Source organism: Thalassotalea fonticola (genome assembly GCF_032911225.1).
Taxonomy (GTDB): domain Bacteria; phylum Pseudomonadota; class Gammaproteobacteria; order Enterobacterales; family Alteromonadaceae; genus Thalassotalea_A; species Thalassotalea_A fonticola.
In genome coordinates this window covers 4,155,038-4,175,602 of sequence record NZ_CP136600.1, presented here as the reverse complement: position 1 = coordinate 4,175,602, position 20,565 = coordinate 4,155,038, and the positions used below count along the sequence as shown (strand labels likewise).

At 40.3% G+C, this 20,565-nt stretch carries 9 protein-coding genes; 5 read left to right on the top strand and 4 right to left on the bottom strand.

The genetic code is table 11. The features are described from left to right. Positions 1-8: 8 nt before the first annotated feature. Positions 9-1,328, top strand: coding sequence for a hypothetical protein (locus tag RI844_RS17110; RefSeq protein ID WP_348395861.1), 1,320 nt, complete (start codon positions 9-11; stop codon positions 1,326-1,328). Here RI844_RS17110 and RI844_RS17105 read toward each other — a convergent pair. Both RI844_RS17105 and RI844_RS17100 read right to left on the bottom strand, forming a co-directional pair. Continuing rightward, positions 1,325-3,541 (bottom strand): Calx-beta domain-containing protein, encoded by a 2,217-nt coding sequence (locus RI844_RS17105; protein ID WP_348395860.1) that lies wholly within the window; start codon positions 3,539-3,541, stop codon positions 1,325-1,327. The genes RI844_RS17110 and RI844_RS17105 overlap by 4 nt on opposite strands. 306 nt (positions 3,542-3,847) lie before the next feature. After that, positions 3,848-4,240 carry a DUF3718 domain-containing protein gene (locus RI844_RS17100; protein WP_348395859.1) on the bottom strand — a complete coding sequence of 131 codons (393 nt, stop codon included), beginning with the start codon at positions 4,238-4,240 and terminating at the stop codon, positions 3,848-3,850. Positions 4,241-4,529: 289 nt separating this feature from the next. On the opposite strand from RI844_RS17100, the gene RI844_RS17095 reads away from it, so the two are divergent. Further along, entirely contained in the window at positions 4,530-6,833 is a 2,304-nt protein-coding gene (locus tag RI844_RS17095; RefSeq protein ID WP_348395858.1) for a tetratricopeptide repeat protein, read from the top strand. A 278-nt stretch (positions 6,834-7,111) separates the two neighbouring features. Here the strand turns inward: RI844_RS17095 and RI844_RS17090 are convergent, their stop codons facing one another. Next, positions 7,112-10,138, bottom strand: coding sequence for a di-heme oxidoredictase family protein (locus tag RI844_RS17090; RefSeq protein ID WP_348395857.1), 3,027 nt, complete (start codon positions 10,136-10,138; stop codon positions 7,112-7,114). Between the two features lie 412 nt (positions 10,139-10,550). Between RI844_RS17090 and RI844_RS17085 the strand changes: the two genes are divergently transcribed. The 3 genes from RI844_RS17085 (at position 10,551) to RI844_RS17075 (ending at position 19,046) form a co-directional block, all read left to right on the top strand. Further along, a complete protein-coding gene (locus RI844_RS17085; protein ID WP_348395856.1) occupies positions 10,551-15,038 on the top strand; it encodes a putative Ig domain-containing protein in 4,488 nt (1,495 codons plus the stop codon). 258 nt (positions 15,039-15,296) lie between these two features. Further along, entirely contained in the window at positions 15,297-18,314 is a 3,018-nt protein-coding gene (locus RI844_RS17080) for a family 16 glycosylhydrolase (RefSeq protein WP_348395855.1), read from the top strand. A gap of 219 nt (positions 18,315-18,533) precedes the next feature. Continuing rightward, complete coding sequence (locus tag RI844_RS17075; RefSeq protein ID WP_348395854.1) at positions 18,534-19,046, top strand: phosphatase domain-containing putative toxin; 513 nt, start codon at positions 18,534-18,536, stop codon at positions 19,044-19,046. A 44-nt stretch (positions 19,047-19,090) separates the two neighbouring features. Here RI844_RS17075 and RI844_RS17070 read toward each other — a convergent pair whose 3' ends face one another. After that, complete coding sequence (locus RI844_RS17070) at positions 19,091-20,197, bottom strand: acyltransferase (protein WP_348395853.1); 1,107 nt, start codon at positions 20,195-20,197, stop codon at positions 19,091-19,093. Positions 20,198-20,565: the final 368 nt, after the last annotated feature.

Sequence of the window (20,565 nt, the reverse complement as noted above, 5' to 3'; positions counted from 1 at the left end):
AGTGAGTCATGCTAGTAAAAAGAATGTCTGTTTTCTTAATTATTGCGCTTTCATGCACATTATTTTCTTGTGGCGGAGGAGGTAATTCTTCCACATCCGAAGAATTACTTGAAATTGTAGAACCAGAGCCTGAACCAGAGCCTGAACCAGAGCCTGAACCAGAGCCTGAACCAGAGCCTGAACCAGAACCTGAGCCTGAACCAGAACCTGAGCCTGAAATCAATAACTTCACGGTTAATGAACACTACATCCTAAAAGATGGTTTGCCGTTTAACGTTAAAGGTGTTGTTTATGTACCAGGTTATCCTGGCCATTTGCCCTGGGAGTTAGAAACATCAAAGCAACTTTCTGCTGAGTTGCAATATAGCATCATACAAGATATCACCGATATTAAAGCGATGGGCGCCAATACTGTTCGGTTTTGGGGCACACCAGCATACAGCTACCATGCGCTTAAGAATATTGGCGGATTAAACTTCATTCAAACCATTTGGCTAGACGGAAGTGTTGCTGATTTTCAAAATAGTCACTTTAAGCAACAAAGTAAAACATATATTAAAGCGGTTATTGATCGAATTTACAGCGTTTATACTGATAATAATCCCCCACTGGTAGCTTACCTTATTGGTAATGAGTTAAGTGAACAAAGCATTAAAAGTACAAATGCAGCTCACCCAGAAATAAATCAATACCAAGGGAAATATATTGCCACTGGCGCAGGTATAAATGCCACCGAGGCGTTTATCGCCGAAATGGCTGATTATGCACTAAGTTACGAATTTGAACAGTATGGCAAACATTCACTGGTCTCTTATGCCAATGATATACGTACTGCTTATCATGTTGAAACTCCCTTTCTTGATTTTCGCAGTCATAATGCTTATTCATATGCTGTGCCTTATTATCGACCTTCAACATTACCCGGTAGCGCAACGGGTACTTACTTTCAAGGTTGGCTTGAAGAATTAAAATCACGTCACCCAGACATGCCTTTGTTAATTACTGAAACCGGCTTAAGTGTCTCGCCAAATGCTTACCGAGTAGGCCCACCCAATTATGGCTATGGTGGCAATACCGTTGAAGATCAAACAAACGGCTTGTTGCAAAACTTAACTGATATTCAAAGCACGGCCTTGCCAGTGGCGGGTGTTGTTATTCATGAATATTTAGATGCATGGTGGAAATTTAGTTTAGAAGATTCATATACACAAGACCCCAATGATATCGAAGAGTGGTTTGGAATAGCAAAACTTAAAGATTCTGGTTATTGGTACAGCACTGAATTTAGAGATGTTTATTTTGAAATTAAACAACGTTGGCTTGATTAAAAGTTAGAGTCCCGTTTGAAATGGTTATTGGTAATTAATATTTTAACAAACAAAAATAGTATTGCTAAACACAGTAAGTATATGCCGTAAATACCACTTCCAGATGATTTTTTTTCGGCCATAGAGGGATCATAATCGTTGTCTATTATCTCAACTCTAGTCATATCAGTATTGTTTTTACTGACTAATTCAATGTTAAAACTTTCAATACTTTCGGCTTCCTCATCATCAATAATTGTTAATAGTAGAAATTGGCTACTTTCTCCGTGCTCAAAAGAGATACTTTGTTGGCTGATGATATAATCGACATCTCGGTTGGTACTTTGATCTTCTATCTCTATCGATGCAGTTAATGTATTTAAGTTGCCTTGTACTCGTTCAATTCTTATTTGTATACTGCCCGTTTGTTCATCAAAGCGGTAAACGTTTTGGCTAAACTGTAATTTGCCGCCACCATTGCTGTTTAGAGTAGGGTCTTCATTGTTATTAAGTTCGTCCAGGTTATTTACACCATCATAGTCATAGTCATTTAAATCATCACTATCATCGCATTGCGTTGGAGGACTCCAATCATACACAGTTTCAAACTGGTCAAAATAACGCAATTGCCAGCAATAAATTGGGTTACCCAACAGGTTCAGATAATCCCAATAATTTAAGTGAAAAAGTGCAGAAATATCATGTATTTCATTTGCCTGAATATTTAACCATTTTAGCTTTGTTAAATTTGCTAATGGTGATAAATCAGTCAAAAAATTATTATACAAATTTATCGTGTGTAAATTATCAAATGCTGAAAGTCCAGCAAGTGAATCTATTTTTTTGACCCTGCAATCAATATCATTAATCATTCCTGTATATAGATAAATATCATTCGAATGAAGCTTATTAATGCAAGTTTGTAAAGCTTGATCATGTAAAGCAGGTACGGTGTTTTGTGTTAACGTTAAACTCGGGCTATCTTGATATAAATCTTCGGCTTGAAAACGAACTAAATTAAGTGCGTAACTGGCATCAGCACTTGCAGAAGTGTTGTCAGTTGATATGCCACAAGGTAAAAATTCACACTCTTTATCGGGGTTAGAAAATTGATATATTTTATTAGATGTTGAAAATACACTTTGGTATGCCATCACCGTAGCAAATTGATGTTCAACCCCATAACCTAAGGCAAAATCAAAGCTGACACCTTTATACGGGTCTTGTTTACGGGAGTGATGTAATCCCAAATTATGGCCCAATTCATGGGCAGCAATATAATCAGACCTATTCAAATAAATCGCGCTATACATTTTATCTGAAAACCTTGAAATACTGCCATTTTTACCGTTAGCCCATGCATAACCGGTAGTTGACGAATTAGCTGAAATAAGTAAAAACATCACCATATCGGCACCAGCTTCATAGCGTAGTTTTCTAACTGGCAAAAATATAGGTGATTTTGCTTTTGTTAAATCATCAAGTGCGGTAAATAAATTTGTTTCATTTGGGTAATCAACCTCTAAGGTTGCCGCTAATTGTAAATTTATATATACCCCACTGTTGAAAAATATCTGGTTGGTAACCTCAATAATATGATGAACCCTGGTTAATGGAGAACCACCATATCTATCTCTAACATATTGATTATAAATAATAAGTAATTTTATATTGGCAATATTTGCGATAACCTCTGCTTTTTTTGCTACTAAAGCTTTATTGCTAGTCGTTTTTGATTTCACCAAAGGATCAACGGATGAAGCGGCGGAGCTTGAGATTGGAACAATAAAATCTTCATCAATTGCGATGGTATCACGGCGCTCTTCAGTAAGTGTTCCGGTGTCTTTACTTCCTTCTATTAAATAGGTTTTATCATCAGCAGCTATGAAGCCATAAAATGAGGCCTCTCCTATCGTTAATATCACCGGATATGACTTATTACTCACAGCAATTTCACCTATATAGGTATTACTACCATTGGCATTTTGTTTAATGCGTTTGATTGTCGCTAAATAGCTAAGTGAGCTATGAATAGGAAGGTTGATAGTGGTAGCTGGAGATAACTTTGATAACTGATCTCGATTAAGCGTTATTCTATGCGAAAGGGAAATACCATCTTCATTTTTTGGATAATATTCTATCCCTTCTTCATCATGGTCAATTATCCACCATAAATTTTCAGCATAGCAAGGCATCGATACTAATATTAAAATTAATAATAAGTGAACTTTCAACAGGTTAGTCCTTTAGTTGTTATCACTAATTATTTTTATTTTAATGTGGTTAAATCAAATTCGTTTCTGCCCTTGGTAAGGTCACTAAATTATAGTACAACAATCGCACTTTTAAACTTATTTCGATTACACCGATTATAGGAATACGCACATCTAATTGCTGTTGGCCAATCACAGAGCTCCTTATATATCCCCGCACAATTTACGCTTGAATAAAAAATTGCGATTGGTTGTAATATTTGTATGACTATCACCTCCAACCAAGTGGCTAAATTCAATTAGCCACTCTAGGTAGTTACTCAAAACCTAATGACCAACATAAACTAAAATAATTTCTTCCGCTGAATTATCCTCCGTGACACGAGTCACAATATCCTTAATCGTTATGTCAGATGCTTTATCTAGGTTTTTTCTATAGGTATGCCTTTTTAAGTAATTGAAAGTCATACTGGCATTATACTTCTGGGCAAAATTTGCAATATACATATCATTGCAAAAGGTGCTATTTGTAATACTCTTTTCGCTATCTCTATGGCGCCTCAAGATTCTTTTTAGTGCCTTTTGCTCATTATTTCCAGCAAGCACACACATTTTGGTGTAGATAGAATCATCCTTGGCAATAAATTTATATTGAGCGGCGTAGGCACTATTCACCATGAAAATAGTCACGATAATTAGTAGTAATGTCATTGGTTTCATAACTTCGTACTCCTATCATTACTCATGACAGCATGTAGATTGCCATCATTGAGCTTAGTTAATTAAAACAATTTATTAGTTCGCAACAAAAATGCCTTATGAACATTGTTACAAAAGCTAGACTACACTTTCACTATAGTAAGAGTGAATTTGCTTAACCTATTCGTTATCTATTAATAGCTATGGAATAGTTATGGATTACCTATTGATTTAATATCTCATTGTTATCGTTAGTAAAAATAAATAGGTTGAGCAACGTTAAAATGCCAACTAGGATGACACAAACCAAATGATATTCAGGTTCGATAGCTGTGAGCTAAATACTGAAAACTTCACTTTGCAGATAAATGGCGTGCCGCAGTTGGTAGAACCCCATGTATTTGATTTAATTTTATACTTGATTGAACATCGGAATAGATTGGTATCGCGAGATGAATTATTCAAAAATCTTTGGGCTGGTCGTGAAGTCGGTGATGCCACTTTAAGCAATAATATAAAATGTGCACGTGCTGCGTTAGGGGATGACGGTGAACGGCAAATCATTATAAAAACAACTCGAGGGCGAGGTTATCAATTTATTGCCGACGTAGTAATACCTAATAAAATTGATCACTCAAGTACGTCTATAGCCAATGTTAAAGCTACTAGCCCGGGAACTTTACCATTCAACCCTAAACGTTATTTAGGGCCATTATTTGCGGTAACCTTGCTGCTAATCTTTATTATCAGTTATAAAATCTGGCCTCCTGTTAGCGAAGTTGCTGTAAGTAATGCTGCTAACGATCACATCGCTAAAGCCATTGCTGTTTTGCCGTTTAAAAATCATAGCGATTTAGAAAAGGATGTATTCTTTACCAGGGGCGTGCACGATGATTTACTGGTGCACATTTCAAAAATTAGTGCCGTCAAATCAATATCGCGTTCTTCGGTTATGACCTACCTTAACAGTAGTAAGGATGTACAAACTATCGGCAGAGAACTGGGAGTGACGACAATATTGCAAGGTAGTGTGCAACGGGCAACGGACCAAATCCGTATCAATGTTCATTTAATCAATGCCTTATCCGATGAAAATATTTGGGCTGAGAGCTATACCAGAAAACTCACCGCTAAAAATGTTTTTGATATTCAAGAAGAAATAGCGAAAACCATCGCAGCGGCACTTGAAACTGTACTCTTGCCACGAGAAATAGCTTACATTGAAAAGCTACCAACCCAAAACTTGTCAGCTTTAGAAGAATACTTTCGGGCTAAAGAAAGCAGTAGAAAAAACACTCATGAAGGTCATCAGCAGGCCATAGTGCATTTAGAGCATGCAGTAAATCTAGACCCTAATTTTTCCACTGCTTATGCACTGTTAGCTAATTTGCAGGTAGGACAAATTTTCTGGACTGGCCTACCGGCCAATGAACAGATTGCGAAAGCTAAATCTTTAATCGCAATCGCGATGAAACTTGATAGCAACATTAGTGAACTGTATCGAGCTATTGGCAGACTTAAGATCTATGAACAAGACTTTAAAGCTGCTGATTCAGCTTTTAAAAGAGCAATTAGGCTAAACCCCAATAACGCCGAAGCTTATGCGTCATATGCAGAATTATATTTGAGATCTTTAGACAATATTCCTCGAGCAATTATCTTGTTATCAAAGGCTTACACTCTAAATCCAAAAGATGATAACTTGGCCGCCGCTCTAGCCCAGGCACTTATCGTGGCGGGTCGTTTCGATGAAGCAAGAAAAATAGTAGTGGATATTATTGTTCGAAAACCAACTTATGCCACCGCCCATAGATTATTAACTTTTATTGAATTCTACGGTGATCATAAAATTGCAGAAGCTCTGCGCTCACTTTCTAGGACCATTCAACTAGATCCTGATGTGCCTTTTAATTCAATGTTAATGGGCTTGACCTATATTCACTTAGGCGATAATGAGCAAGCAATAGCATGGCTTAACCATGCATTAGAGCTTGCACCGGAGTTTAGTGGGGCAAATTATTGTCAAGCACTAATCTATGAACTTCGCGGCGACCATAATGCAGCAATCGATTCGTACTTTAAGGTATCAAAAGACTTCGCGCTGGCTAACCTGTCAATGTACAACCTAATGAAAGCCAGTTTACAAACACAGCGCTCAGCAGAAGTGATAGAGTATTATCAAAAGATTTACCCGGAACTTTTTCAGGCCGATGTGAATGTAGATACCACCAATTTTGTCGTTGCATTAGCTCTTGGCAGATTGCTTAAGCAACAAGGAAAAATAGTGCAGTCGACTAGGCTATTAGAAGGCAGCCTTATAGCTGCTCAGGCCGAAATACATTGGGGTTGGGCGGATAATCATAACAACTGGCAGGCTAAAATTTACTTGGCAATGGGAAATAAAGAGGCCGCATTGGCCGCTTTTTCTGAAGTTGTTGAAGAAGGCTGGCATTCAGAGAAACTTATTAATGATCCTGATCATCACGTATTTTATGATGAGCCAATATATCAACAGCTAGTGCAGACAATGCAATTTCATCTTAAGGCAGAGCGAGAAAAGATCAGGAAGATGGAATCTAAAGGAGAGCTACCTCCTATCCCGGCAACACCCTAGTGAACATCAGACTAGTATTGCGTTGTAAATTCGAGTTCCCGATTTTCATCGGGAAAATGGTGATTTATTTTGGTTTTTTGATGATTTCAAATTGACAATAATCAAAATCTTAGAAAGATCCTAATCAATTTACGAGTGACCAGTTTTGTTATTTCTCGTTGGCTTCTTATCATCTAAGTTCTACAGGAAACAGTATAAATACTCGGTTCTAATTTATAGGTCTTCAGATGTTAATTGATATAAACGCCTACATTTATATCAACTATTATCTAATAATCTTATAGCGAGTTTAAGAAACTCAACAAATCATTTTTATCACTAGTGCTAAGCTGTTGGTACTTCACTTTTGATGCTTGTGATTCGCCGCCATGCCAAAGGATTGCTTCTTCAATAGTGCGGGCGCGGCCATCATGCAAGTAGCTGTGTACTGGCGTGCATACTTCATTACCTTGACCGCCAACAGGGTTAATTACGCCACCGGTAACACAGGCAGATAAACCTATGCCCCACAATGGAGTGGTGCGCCACTCAGCACCTGTAGCAAGGCCTTCTCCTAAGTTATCGGCCAAACCCTCGCCCATGTCGTGTAATAGCAAATCTGTGTATGGGTGAATCGTTTGACCGACTAATTCCGTTAGTGGATGGTGTTCAGTGGTAGTCAGAGTTTCAACATGGCAATCATTACAACCAATGTTTGAAAATAATGCTTGTCCGTTTTGCACCTGCGTGTCATCCAGATCACGTTGCGCCCTTACGCCTAATAGAGCAATATACTTAACCAGGTTATCTAAGTGTTGATCAGCTAATTCAACAGTGTTTACGCCACATTCGCCCCTCGCTTGCTGGTTGGCTCCACAGTCTGGGTTGGATAGAACACTGGTCATCACCCCCATATCGGTATTTAATGCTCCGGCGATTTGATGCTTCACGCTACTCGCGCCCGCTTTCCAACCAAACCGACCTAAACGAGTTTGTCCGGTTACTGGGTCTGTCGATTTTTGCGCTTTACCTGAAATACCAAATGGGGCAACTTCATCATTTACATCTTCGAGTGCCAAAATGCTTTGCTCTGGTATTGCTTCTAATAATCCCATACCCACTAACTGCGGCGCAATCCGTGCAGAAAACTTAGCCGGCGTACCGGTAGAAAATTGATAGTTTGGCGAACGCAAACCATTAGACTCTGTCCAAGCCGCTAAAGATACAGTTCCTTCTCCTTGAACATTACCTACATTGCTCGGCTGTAATACTCTTCCTCTTTCAGCATCTGGTTCACCATTGCTATCGGCAATTTTAAATACCCATTTATCCAGATTTACACCAACTTCTGCCGGTGCAGCTCGGCCATTTCGTTCATGACAACTCGAACAACTATCGTTAACAAAATGCGTACCGGCTTTACCGCTCAATTCAGCAAAGCTACCGTTAGCCGGGTCTTCATCATGCTGACCATTAACAAATGAGGTATGCAAAATACGGCGACCGAGCACAAATGGCTGACCGTTAACGCTAGATAAATTGGTGGCCATTTGCATGAAATGATCATTTGGCTCATTGGTATATTGATAAGGTAAAGTAGTATTGCCACCCAACCAACCGCTTTTGGCAATCGGGTGTGAATTTTCACGCTCTGAAGATTTATCATCAAAATCGCCAAGGGTTTTCCAAGGTACCATGCCGCCTTTACCTACTTGATAAAGATAAGTCGTACCATAATAATTGCTTCTGCCTTCAGGCACGCCATCAAGAAATTGGCTCACTTCAATTTCCATATGCTGACCTATAGCTAATGGCGATACACTGCCATTTAATGCTCTGTAATCATTGATGGTTAGTGAGTATTTATATTGCTCGCCTGTCGTGCTGGTTTGTACTAAATCATTATCATAAGTGCCATGCCCTTCAACAACCACTTCGGGTTCATAATTACCATGATATTGTGCAACGGTGTTCATGCCTGAATACCAGGCCCTAAATTCTAATGCTTGTAACTTCCATTCTGAAACCCATTCAACCTTAATGCTTGAGCCACCTTTGGCAACGTGATCAGTAAATTTAAAACGCGCCGTACGGTGGGTCCAATAATGCGATAGGTAGTGATCATACTGCTGAAATTGATCTTCCTTGGCGTGTCGGTCTCGTCCTCTATCGGCAAACTTCGTAATTACCGCGTCATTAGTTTCATAAATAATTGCCGGCTCTTGAACTGTAGTGTCATTATATAAAGGCACGATATCACCAAGAGATACATCGACGCTATATGGTTGTACATCCCAACCATCTATCTGGCTACCATTGGTATCACCAACGGCAACATCATTAATAAAGTAATATAATGGTCTACCTTTGTATGCCGCCTGTAAAGTGCCATCATCACGTACCACTGTGGTTAAATTTATTACTCCATTAGCCACTTCATCGGTAACCAATAATGGTGGCCAATTAACCGCGCAGCCACCGTTACAGGTACTGCCGGTTTGCTGCAAATCATTATCAAATACATAGAGTGTAAACCCTTGGTTTGGTGCATCTTTACCTGCGATTAAGATTCCATTAGCAACATCAACTTCTATTAACGGACTAGGCACTTCCACCACAATGGCACAACCAGTTGCATCAACCTCAACAGCCGGCTCTGTATCAGGGCAAACATCGATAGCATCTATTACACCATCATTATCAGTGTCTACTGAATCACTATTAACGGGCTGTACATCCCAGCCATTAACCCGACTACCTTTTGTATCACCGATAGCCGCATCATTAATAAAATAATATAGTGGCCTACCGTTATAAGCTGCCTGCAAAGCACCGTCATCACGTATAACTGTGGTTAAATTCTCAATGCCAGTAGCCACTTGATCGGTAACCAGCAATGGCGGCCAATTTACCGCACAACCATCAATACAGTTACTGCCTGATTTGTTTAAATCGTTATCAAACACATATAAAGTAAAACCTGGATTGCCTGCATCTTTACCGGCGATTAAGATACCAGCATCGACTGCAACTTCCACGAACTCATCGACAACTTCTTCTGTGTTGATGCAACCAGTTTCATCGACTAGGTCATTTGGTTTTGAATCAAGACAACTATCAACAGAGTCTAAAACGCCATCATTATCAACATCTAGTATTTCTGTTTCAGTATTATCTTGTTCTTCTGCAGAGTTATCTTGCTCATCTGCAGGTGTGGTATTTTCGACTGGTGGAGTATTCTCGATTTCAGTTTTATCACTGCCCCCGCCTCCACATGCCGTTAATAGGGAAAATAAAAAGATGGCAAGGCAATGTTTGAAATTCAAACTTATGCTTTTAGGTAATTTGTAAATTGGCTGTAAGTTCAAAGCCGTTCTCCGAGCTTAAATTATTGTAATTTTGTACTAACTCACAATATTCCGGCCTATTATTTAAGCAAGCTAAATAAGACCAAACGGATTACCGTTAAGGTAAAGCGGATATTTGGCGGAGTTCACCATACGCAGCCTAAGTAAACTGCGCTGTACTTTTGCGATTAAAATATTGATATATCCCCTTAAAAAGACATGATTTTCCAATTCATCGCAGCTGAAATACCCCTTCATCGTTTTATCATTGCCTCTTAAAAATGTTTGTTCCATGGTCAACGTGGATATTTTTTATTCATATGAATGAAAAATAAAAATGAGTAACCAAAGTTAATGATCAATATTTACAACGAGGTTCAGTGGGGAAATAATGAAACAAAGAAATAAAAGAAACCACTTTAAACAGACCATGTTAGTGGCTAGCTTATCGCTAGCAATGACAGCCTGTGGTGGCAGTGATTCATCGGATGATACTGATGTATTAGACGAACCAATGACAATTACAGAGAATACCGCGCCAGAAATTAATAGTACGGCTGCACTTACTATTGCAGCCGGTACTGAATACTCTTACGCCTTTGTTGTAAGTGATGCCGATACCGATGCCACTTTAAGAGCAAGTGCAGGTGATCTGCCAGACTGGCTAACTTTTGACAGTGCAACCAACATATTATCAGGAACACCTGCTACAACAGATGCAGGAACCTACGATATAACCCTTTCAGTTAGTGATGGTATGGATGTGGTAAGACAGACATTTACCATTACGGTAAACGCAGGAAACCAAGCCGCAGCGTTTACTAGTACAGCCATTGAAAATGTTTCAGTGGGCGGATCATATAGCTACACAGTGGCAGCGAGTGACAATGAAGGTGACGAATTAACCATAAGTGCCACAACATTACCTGTGTGGTTAAACTTTGATAACGTAACAGGCGTGCTTTCTGGTACTCCTACTAATGACGACTTAGGTGAGCATAGTGTTGTGCTTACGGTGAGTGATGGTGAGTTTGAAACTAACCAAACATTTACCATTACTGTAGTTGATGGTGTGGTTAAAAACCCGGTAAGTTATGTCGTTTTTTCTGATACGCCATTACCTGGCTGGCCAGCATGGGATTGCTGTGGCGGCTCTACACCAACGGTAGTTGATGCCGGCGGTGACTACGGCAATGCCGTAGAATTTAGTATTGGTGCACAACCAACTGTTATGGGCTTTATTGCTCGTGCAGGTGATGGTGCCGTGAACCCTGTACCCTATGATGCAACTGCATTAGTTGGCAATGGTACATTTTCTTTTGATTTAAAATTAACAGCTTCCCCAGGTGATACTGATTGGATGCTGAAACTTGAAAGTGATAACGCTGCAACGGCCGTTGAAATCAATTTATCTACGAGTATCGAAGCACATGCTGCACCGGTATTAGATACATGGCAGACTTATACATTTAACCTAACGGATTTAGTTGCCGCGGGTTTAGATGCCTCTATAATTGATGTCATTATGGTTTTTCCAGCCTGGAGCACAGGTGAAGGAGCAACATACTTAGTTGATAATGTAAGCTTTGAATCCGATGATATTACTCCAACAGTTCCTCCAATAGATCCTCCAGTAGAGCCACCTGTTGAACCGCCAGTTGATCCACAAATAGATTACCCATTAGACTTTGAAGCTCTGGATGTTGATTACACTCTAACCGACTTTGGTGGCAATACTTCAACATTAGTTGCCGATCCGGCAGGTGCTCATGGCACTGTTGCTATGTCAGTTAAATCTGATTCTGCAGAAGCATGGGCGGGTACTACTATGGGAACAGATTCTGGATTTGCAACAGCAATTCCAATCAACCCGTCAAACACCTCGAATACTATGAAAGTATGGGTTTATTCTCCTGATGCCGGTATACCGGTTCGTTTGAAAATTGAAGATAGTAACGATGGTACTCACACTGTTGAAACAGAAGCGTTAACCACAGTAGTAAATACTTGGGAAGAATTAACCTTTGATTTCAACAATGAAGCGCCAGGAACAGAGCCATTAATTCATGCCGACTGGGTATTTGATAAAGCCTCGATATTCTTCAATTTTGGCACCGACGGTGCAACCGCTGGAGAGAAAACTTATTACTGGGATGAAGTTAGCGTAGTAACGAGTGGAGAGCCACCTGTTGAACCACCGGTTGAACCGCCAGTAGAGCCACCTGTTGAACCAGGAGTTGAATTAGTGGTGAATGCTGGTTTCGATGATGCCGCAAGTTGGGTTATGCCGGGTTCAGGTGCTATTATCGCCGAAGGTGACAATAACGTTTTCCAAGCTACGGTTGACACAGCCGGTAATGTTTGGGACGTTAACTTAAGCCAAGTGATGACACTTGAAGCAGGTCAAGCTTATACGTTAACGTTTAAAGCAAAAGCAGAGGTCCCTCGTACGATTGTTGCAGGTCTTGGTTTTAACCATGATCCGTGGACAGCGACTACCGAAGTAGTAACGTTAACAACAGATTGGGTTACTTACACTTATACCATCACGCCTGAAGCTGGTGATGATAATAGCCGAGTACTATTTGATATGGGTGGCGAAGTTGGAGCCGTCTACCTAGACGATATCAGTGTAGTAGCAGTTGGCGAAGAACCGCCTGTTGAGCCTCCTGTTGAACCACCTGTTGAGCCGCCAGTAACTGATCTAGTGATCTTTGCCGACAATATTCTTGAAAGCTGGCCTGCATGGGATTGTTGTGGAGGCTCTACGCCAACGCTAGTTGATGCCGGCGGTAGTAATGGCAATGCTGTAGAGTTCAGTATTGGCGCATCACCTACGGTAATGGGCTTTATTTCTCGTGCTAGTGATGGTGCAATTAACCCTATGCCATATGATGCAACCGCAATTGCAGCAACAGGTACAGTGTCGTTTGACTTAAAACTAACTGCATCACCAGGTGATACAGCTTGGAAATTCAAAATTGAAAGTAATAGTGGCGCTACTGCAGTAGAAGTAGATTTATCAAGCAGCAACGAAGCTCATCCAACACCAGTTTTGGATACTTGGCAAACTTATACGTTTAACATTGCTGATCTTGCAACAGCAGGCTTAGACATCACAAACGTTGATGTACTAATGGTATTCCCTGCTTGGGGTACTGGTGAAGGTGCCGTGTATTTAATCGATAACCTACGCTTTTCAGATGGTGAAAACCCGCCTGTAGAACCACCGGTAGAGCCACCAGTAGAAGGCTTGATGATTTTCGACGAAACCGCTCGTACTGACTGGTTAGCATGGGATTGTTGTGCAGCTTCTACACCAGTTTTAGTTGTAGACGATGTTGATCATACTAATGCAATGGAATTTAGCATTAATGGTGATACGGTAATGGGCTTTAGTAGTCGTGACGGTCATGGCGCAGTTGATGGCGAACCATTTAATGCTACTGCAATTGCTGTTGATGGCACCTTTAGCTTTGATTTGAAAATGACTGCTTCACCTGGTGATACTAGTTGGAAATTTAAAATTGAAAGTACCGAGGGTGCAACTGCGGTAGAAGTTGATTTATCTTCTAGCATCGAGGCTCATGCGGCACCAGTGTTAGATACATGGCAAACTTACACATTTAACATTGCCGATTTAGTAACGGCAGGTTTAGATGCAAGTTCTATTGATGTAGTAATGATGTTCCCTGCATGGGGTACAGGTACTGGCGCGGTTTACCGTGTAGATAATGTGCAATTCTTGCCAACAGGTGTAACACCGCCTGTAGAACCACCTGTTGAACCTCCGGTTGAGCCACCAGTTGAGCCACAACCTGATGAAATTATTATCTTCGATGAAACCAATCGTGCTGACTGGTTAGCATGGGATTGTTGTGCAGGCTCTGTTCCAGCAATCGCTGTAGATGATGTTGATCATACTAATACTATTGAATTTAGTATTGGCGGCGACACGGTAATGGGCTTTAGTACTCGAGTAGCTCATGGTGCAGTAGGCGGCTTACCATTTAATGCCAGTCCAATTGCTGACACAGGAACCGTAACGTTTGATTTGAAAATGATCGCATCACCTGGTGATACGGCGTGGAAATTTAAAATCGAAAGTAACGAAGGAGCCACTGCAGTAGAACTTGATTTATCAGCCAGCAAAGAAGGTCATGTCGCTCCGGTATTAGATACATGGCAAACTTATACTTACAACATTGCAGACTTAGCGACTGCCGGCTTAGATGTAAGTGCCATTGATGTTGTAATGATGTTCCCAGCTTGGGGTACGGGTACAGGCGCTGTATATCGCGTTGATAACGTAGCCATTTTAAATGATGGTAACTCAACGCCACCACCACCAGCACCATCGGGCGATCAAATTGACCTACCGTTAGATTTTGAAGCGCTAGATGTTGATTATACGGTGACGGACTTTGGCGGTAATACCACAACATTAGTAGCCGATCCTGCTGGTGTTCATGGCACTGTTGCTATGTCAGTTAAATCTGATAGCGCAGCATTATGGGCCGGTACTACGATGGGTACAGATTCTGGATTTGCAACGCTAATTCCAATCAATCCGTCTAACACGACTAATACCATGAAAGTTTGGGTTTACTCTCCAGATGCTGGTATAGCAGTTCGATTGAAAATTGAAGATAGTAACGATGTTACTCATACCGTTGAAACAGAAACGGTAACCACAGTTGCAAATACTTGGGAAGAATTAACGTTTAACTTCAACAATGAAGCAACAGGTACAGAGCCTTTAATTCATGCCGATTGGGTATTTAATAAAGCTTCTATATTCTTTAACTTCGGCACTGATGGTGCTACCGCTGGTGAGAAAACTTACTACTGGGATGAAGTCAGCGTAGTAGTAAACTAGCCCTCATACTTTAAAAGCTGAGGAGAAATAAAAAGGCTTACAATGCATGTTGTAAGCCTTTTTAAATCCACTTCAATAGAACATTTTCCCGCACAAATCCAAGCAGATAACGGTAAAGTCCGGTTTAACTCACCCTAACAACCGCCTCAACGCATTTCTATTGATTAACTTAACAATCAAGTTAAGTTGGTATCAGCCCGTTATTTAGCGATTTTTTATATACCGATAACCAATTTAACAAAAAGATGGCATTTACTTATGATAAATATTAATTTTAAATTATCACTTCTTTTAGCCAGTTTAACCCTAGCGGGTTGTGGTGCTGATACCAAATATGGAGATGGAGTATCCGCTCCAGTTGATAATCCAGCAAGTGATACTACGCCGGTTGATACTCCACCGATTGATAATTCACCAAGTGATAATACGCCGACCAATAATGCGCCGGTAATTACCAGTACGGCGATTTTAACAGCATCATTAGACACAACTTATAACTATACGCTTTCAGCCAGTGATGCTGATGCTGATGAACTTAGTTTTTCGTCAGTAAACGCATTACCTACATGGTTAACATTTAATGAGACAACAGGGTTACTAACAGGCGAACCTTCAGCCAGTGATATTGGTAGCCATGCCATTTCATTAATGGCAAGTGATGGTAGCGATGATGCCACTCAAACCTTTACTATCACCGTTAGTGTTGCTAGAACCGGCGGCGAATGGGTTATGGTGTGGAATGATGAATTTTCAGCTGATGAAATTGACGATGCCAAATGGAGCCACGAAGTAAATTGTAACGGTGGCGGCAATAACGAAAAACAATGTTATACCAGTAACGCAGAAAACTCTTACATTGAAGACGGTATTTTAAAAATAGCTGCGCTGTCTGAAAATGGTCAAACGTTACCGTATAGCTCGGCACGCTTAAATACTAAAGACAAAGGCGACTGGAAATATGGTCGCTTTGAAGTACGAGCAAAATCAGTTACCGGGCAAGGCTCATGGCCAGCAATTTGGATGCTGCCAACCGATCAAGCTTACGGTGGTTGGCCACATTCTGGGGAAATCGATATTTTTGAATCGGTTAACCTGGGAGTACCGTTAAATGATGATAGCGGTGCCGTACAAACTGATGTTTATGGCACATTGCATTATGGCAAGAGCTGGCCAAATAACGATCATTCAGGCTTAAATTACACTTTACCTGACGGGGTCAACCCGGCAGACGATTTCCATACTTATGCGATTGAATGGGAAGAAGGTGAAATACGTTGGTATGTTGATGATGTGTTATATGAAACGCAATTAAAAACAGAAGTAAGATTAAACGCCGATGGTTACGCCGATGGCCTGTTACATAAAGGCTGGTATACAGTAATTGACGGTGAACTTGTTTGGAACAATGCACCATTTGATCAGCGTTTTCACCTACTAATTAACTTTGCCGTAGGTGGTAGCTGGCCAGAAAACACCAACCAAGGTGGTGTTGATGCATCGGCATTTAATACCAACAATAATTTTGAAATTGATTATGTCAGGGTTTATGAATGTTCAGTAGATTCAACTACAGGTAAAGGTTGTGCAACGATTTTTCCTGGCTATGATGAATTCACTTCACGTGGAGGAACGTTAGTTAAAGGTGAAGCACCAAGACCTATTCCATCTACAACCGATCCAACTGATCCAACTGATCCTACCGACCCAACTGATCCAGTTGAACCAACAGGTGATTCGTTTTACATTATCTCTGCGACAGAAACTAGCGACGTTAATTTTGAAGAAACATTAGTCAATGAATGGAGTACCGGCTCTCAAATAGCTGGAGATTTTGTTTATAATGGCAGCACAAGCTGGGAAATAACCTCAGGGAGCAATTCACCTGAAGCGGGAAATTGGGGCACTGTGCTGGCGTTTACCGGCGGCATTAATGGCGATCTAAGTCTATTCACCACGTTGCAGCTTAAACTTGCCACAACCGGCGGTTATTCAAGTTATGAAATTGCCATAGGCGCCAATGGTGTCGTTTCAAAAGTTACCATACCGGTAGATGACAGTAGTTCTGATTGGCAAAATGTTAGCGTTGATTTGTTTAATTTTGCTTTAAACTTGTCGTCAATTGAGCAAATTGCAGTATACGGTATTGGTGGTACCCCTGCTGTATCTAAAATCTATATTGCCGACCTTGCCATTTATGCCGATAAAGGTATTGCTGTAGACAGCGAGCTTGAAAACGATTTTGTCTTTATCTCTTCTAATGAAAGTGTCGCTAGTGACTTGATTGTTGATGATGACAACAACAGCGCCGCAGGTAACGTAATTTTTGGCGAGTGGAGCACAGGTACGCAAATTGGTAGTACTACTTATAACGGCTTAAGTGCAATAGAGCTTACCGCTGGTGGTAGCTGGGGCGCAGTACTGGCATTACAAGGTGACATTTCAGACGGCACAAACATCGATAATTATGATGTTGATTTAGCAAAATATACCAATATTAAATTCAAAGTTGCTTCCTCGGGTGCTTTTGACCGCTATGCGATATCTATTGTATCGACCATTGGTGATTCTAGCCCAGCACAAGAAGTTGGTTTTGGATTAGCTGAACAAGCACAATGGAATGAGATTGATATTAACCTAGAGCAATATGGCGTTGATTTATCCAATGTCAGTCAAATTGCAGTGTTTGGTGTTTACGCAGATGGTGTGTCGTCAAATCAAAAATTATACCTGACTGATATGATCATGTATGACAATGGCACGCAGCCGCCAGCAAAACCAAGTACAGATGATAAATTTGTGATATTTACTTCTACTAATGAAGAAGTAGACTTACGAGTTGATGATAATAACTTAGTTAACGAAGGTAATATCACCTTTAGCGAATGGTCAACAGGCTCAATGCTTGCCGGCGACGTTACATATAGTGGACTAAATGCTTTTGAAGTAACAAAAGGCAATGGCTGGGGCGCCGTATTAGCCATCATGGGCGATATTTATGGCGGCGTGCAAACTTATGAAATTGACGTGGCTGAATATAACACCATTAATTTCAAAGTTGCTGCCATCGGTGCTATGGGCGAATACACAGTTGATTTCCTTGTTGATGGCGCCGAGCATAAAGTGCCGCTAACGGTTACAAGTGCCTGGTCTGATGTAAGTATAAACACGGCTGATATCCCTCTAAACCTTAGCAAACTTACGCAAATAGCGATATTTGCTGTGGGTGGAAATGCCGGTGATAAATTATATGTTACCGATTTAAACATATCAAAATAGCAGGTGTAACATCACTATTGCTATTTAAACTTAGCACTACAAAAAAATGCTAAAGGTCCAGCAATTGCTGAACCTTTTTTTGAATTATATTCGCCTTGCCGCTGCAATAATCCACTTTAGCGTAATACCACTGTATTGATTTCCTGATCACTAGGTGATGATCATTCAATAATAATTTCGAAATAGAACTGTTCTGTATTTTTAACGAGAGAGTAGTAAGTGAATACACACCCATTTCAAACATTAACTTTAGGTAATGACTCTAAGCTAATATTTACCCCCTGCCCTGGCACCAAATCGATGAGCCTTGAAGACTCAATAACGCAGTTAAAGCAAAACCAAACTTCGATGTTAATCACCTTAATGACTGATGCAGAGATGATGGCAAACGATGTGCTTGCACTGCCTGGCATTTGCCATCAACAGCAAATCACTTGGCTGCAACTGCCAATTGTTGACGATGAAGCACCTAAACTCCCATTCGAGCGACAATGGAGTAAACATAAACAGGCGATTTTGGATGAAATAAATAACCAAGGGGTGGTGGCGATTCATTGTAAGGGCGGCACCGGCAGAACAGGAACCGTTATTGCGCTGTTACTGTTGCACCTGGGCTGTTCGGTAACCAAAATCGTTGCCGAAATACAGGCGATTAAACCTAAGGCATTAAAAATTCAGGCTCAGTTAGATTATTTAAATGCGAAGTTAATCACTGCAGAAGACAGATTCTAAATACCAATGCGCATCAACAACGGCTGATATTTCCAGTGCCTAACCTAAGTTCCTATTATCATTCGAGAGTATTTGCCAAGCAGTCTTTTTATCATCATGCTGATCAGCATGGAAATACCGACACAATAAAGCAAAATCAGCATTCCCAGCACAATGACGAAAAATGGCTCATTAGACAAATAACCTTGAGATTTTAGCAACTCCACCAGGGTAATGGCCAATACCGGGTGAATAAAGTAAATAGAAAAAGAGTAATCTCCAATCCTATCAATCCATTTCGGAACATGTTCTTCAACACGATACACAATACTTAATAACAGCCCAGCCATTGCTAATTTTTGCAAATAAAATACCGATTCGAGTATTGAAACGAAACCAATTTTGTCAAAATCAATTTGATAAAAAAATACTAAAAAGAGACTAGTGACAATAAAAATAATAACTAAGGTTATCGTACGTTGCCGGATAAATTGCAGCGACTTTTCATAGTTAGCACCAATAAAGACCCCTAGGGTGTAAGCTCCGCCAAAGTATATCACCGATAACCAACTAAACTCAGGCCAAACACGGGATGCCACAAATGGAGCGAACACAATAAGATAGAGTAGCAACCAGGACTTTTTGTTTATTATAACGCTGACAACTGGCGTAACTATAAATAATATCAATAAGACCGGGATATACCATAAATGAAAACCAGCTAAACCTGATGGGATATTGGCTAAACCAGCGGTTAAATACCCCATAATAGTATCGGGCTTAATTTCGTAGAAACCGATAAAGGTTACTTTCCAATGTATAAAGGTATAGATAAATGTCATTATCACATAAGGGAATAACACATTTTTAATTTTACTTGCATAAAACCTGTGCCAGCCTTTGCCTCTTAACACTAATGAAAACAACAAACCCGAGATAAGGGCGAATATAATAGTGCCATCATGAAACAAGGTTTCTGTGACACTGGATAATAATTTTAGCTTTGGCTCAATACTAAAATCAGGGGTGTAATAAAATATCGGCGTAGACCAACTATGTGCAGCAACAATAAGAATAATGGTTAGCGCACGAAATATGTGTAGATGTCGGTGAAACGTTTTAGTGGTAGCCAATTTCGTGGTTCGACTATGATCCATATCCGGTGCTTTCACCGTAATTCCTTATTTACATTTAAATAAAAAACAGAAATGGTAAATGAGCTAACTTAAACGCTCAGCAACTTTTCTGCCATTTGATACAAACAGTTCACTTGATTAATACTGAATAAGATCACAGTTTAGATGTAAACTAGCTATGCTGCAAAAAGCTACCCTATTAACTTTGTTTGATAGGTGAAGCGATCTTAGACGCGCCCACCACAAGCTAAATTTATATTGATATAACCCCAAAACAGATAAAAATGATTTTTACGTTCTAGATCAAAGCGCTATGTTACGCCTTGCTCAACGTAAAGCAATATTAGCTTACCCAACCCGTCTCCTTGACAGTCCATCTCGCCGTAAACCGTATTGACCGGGTG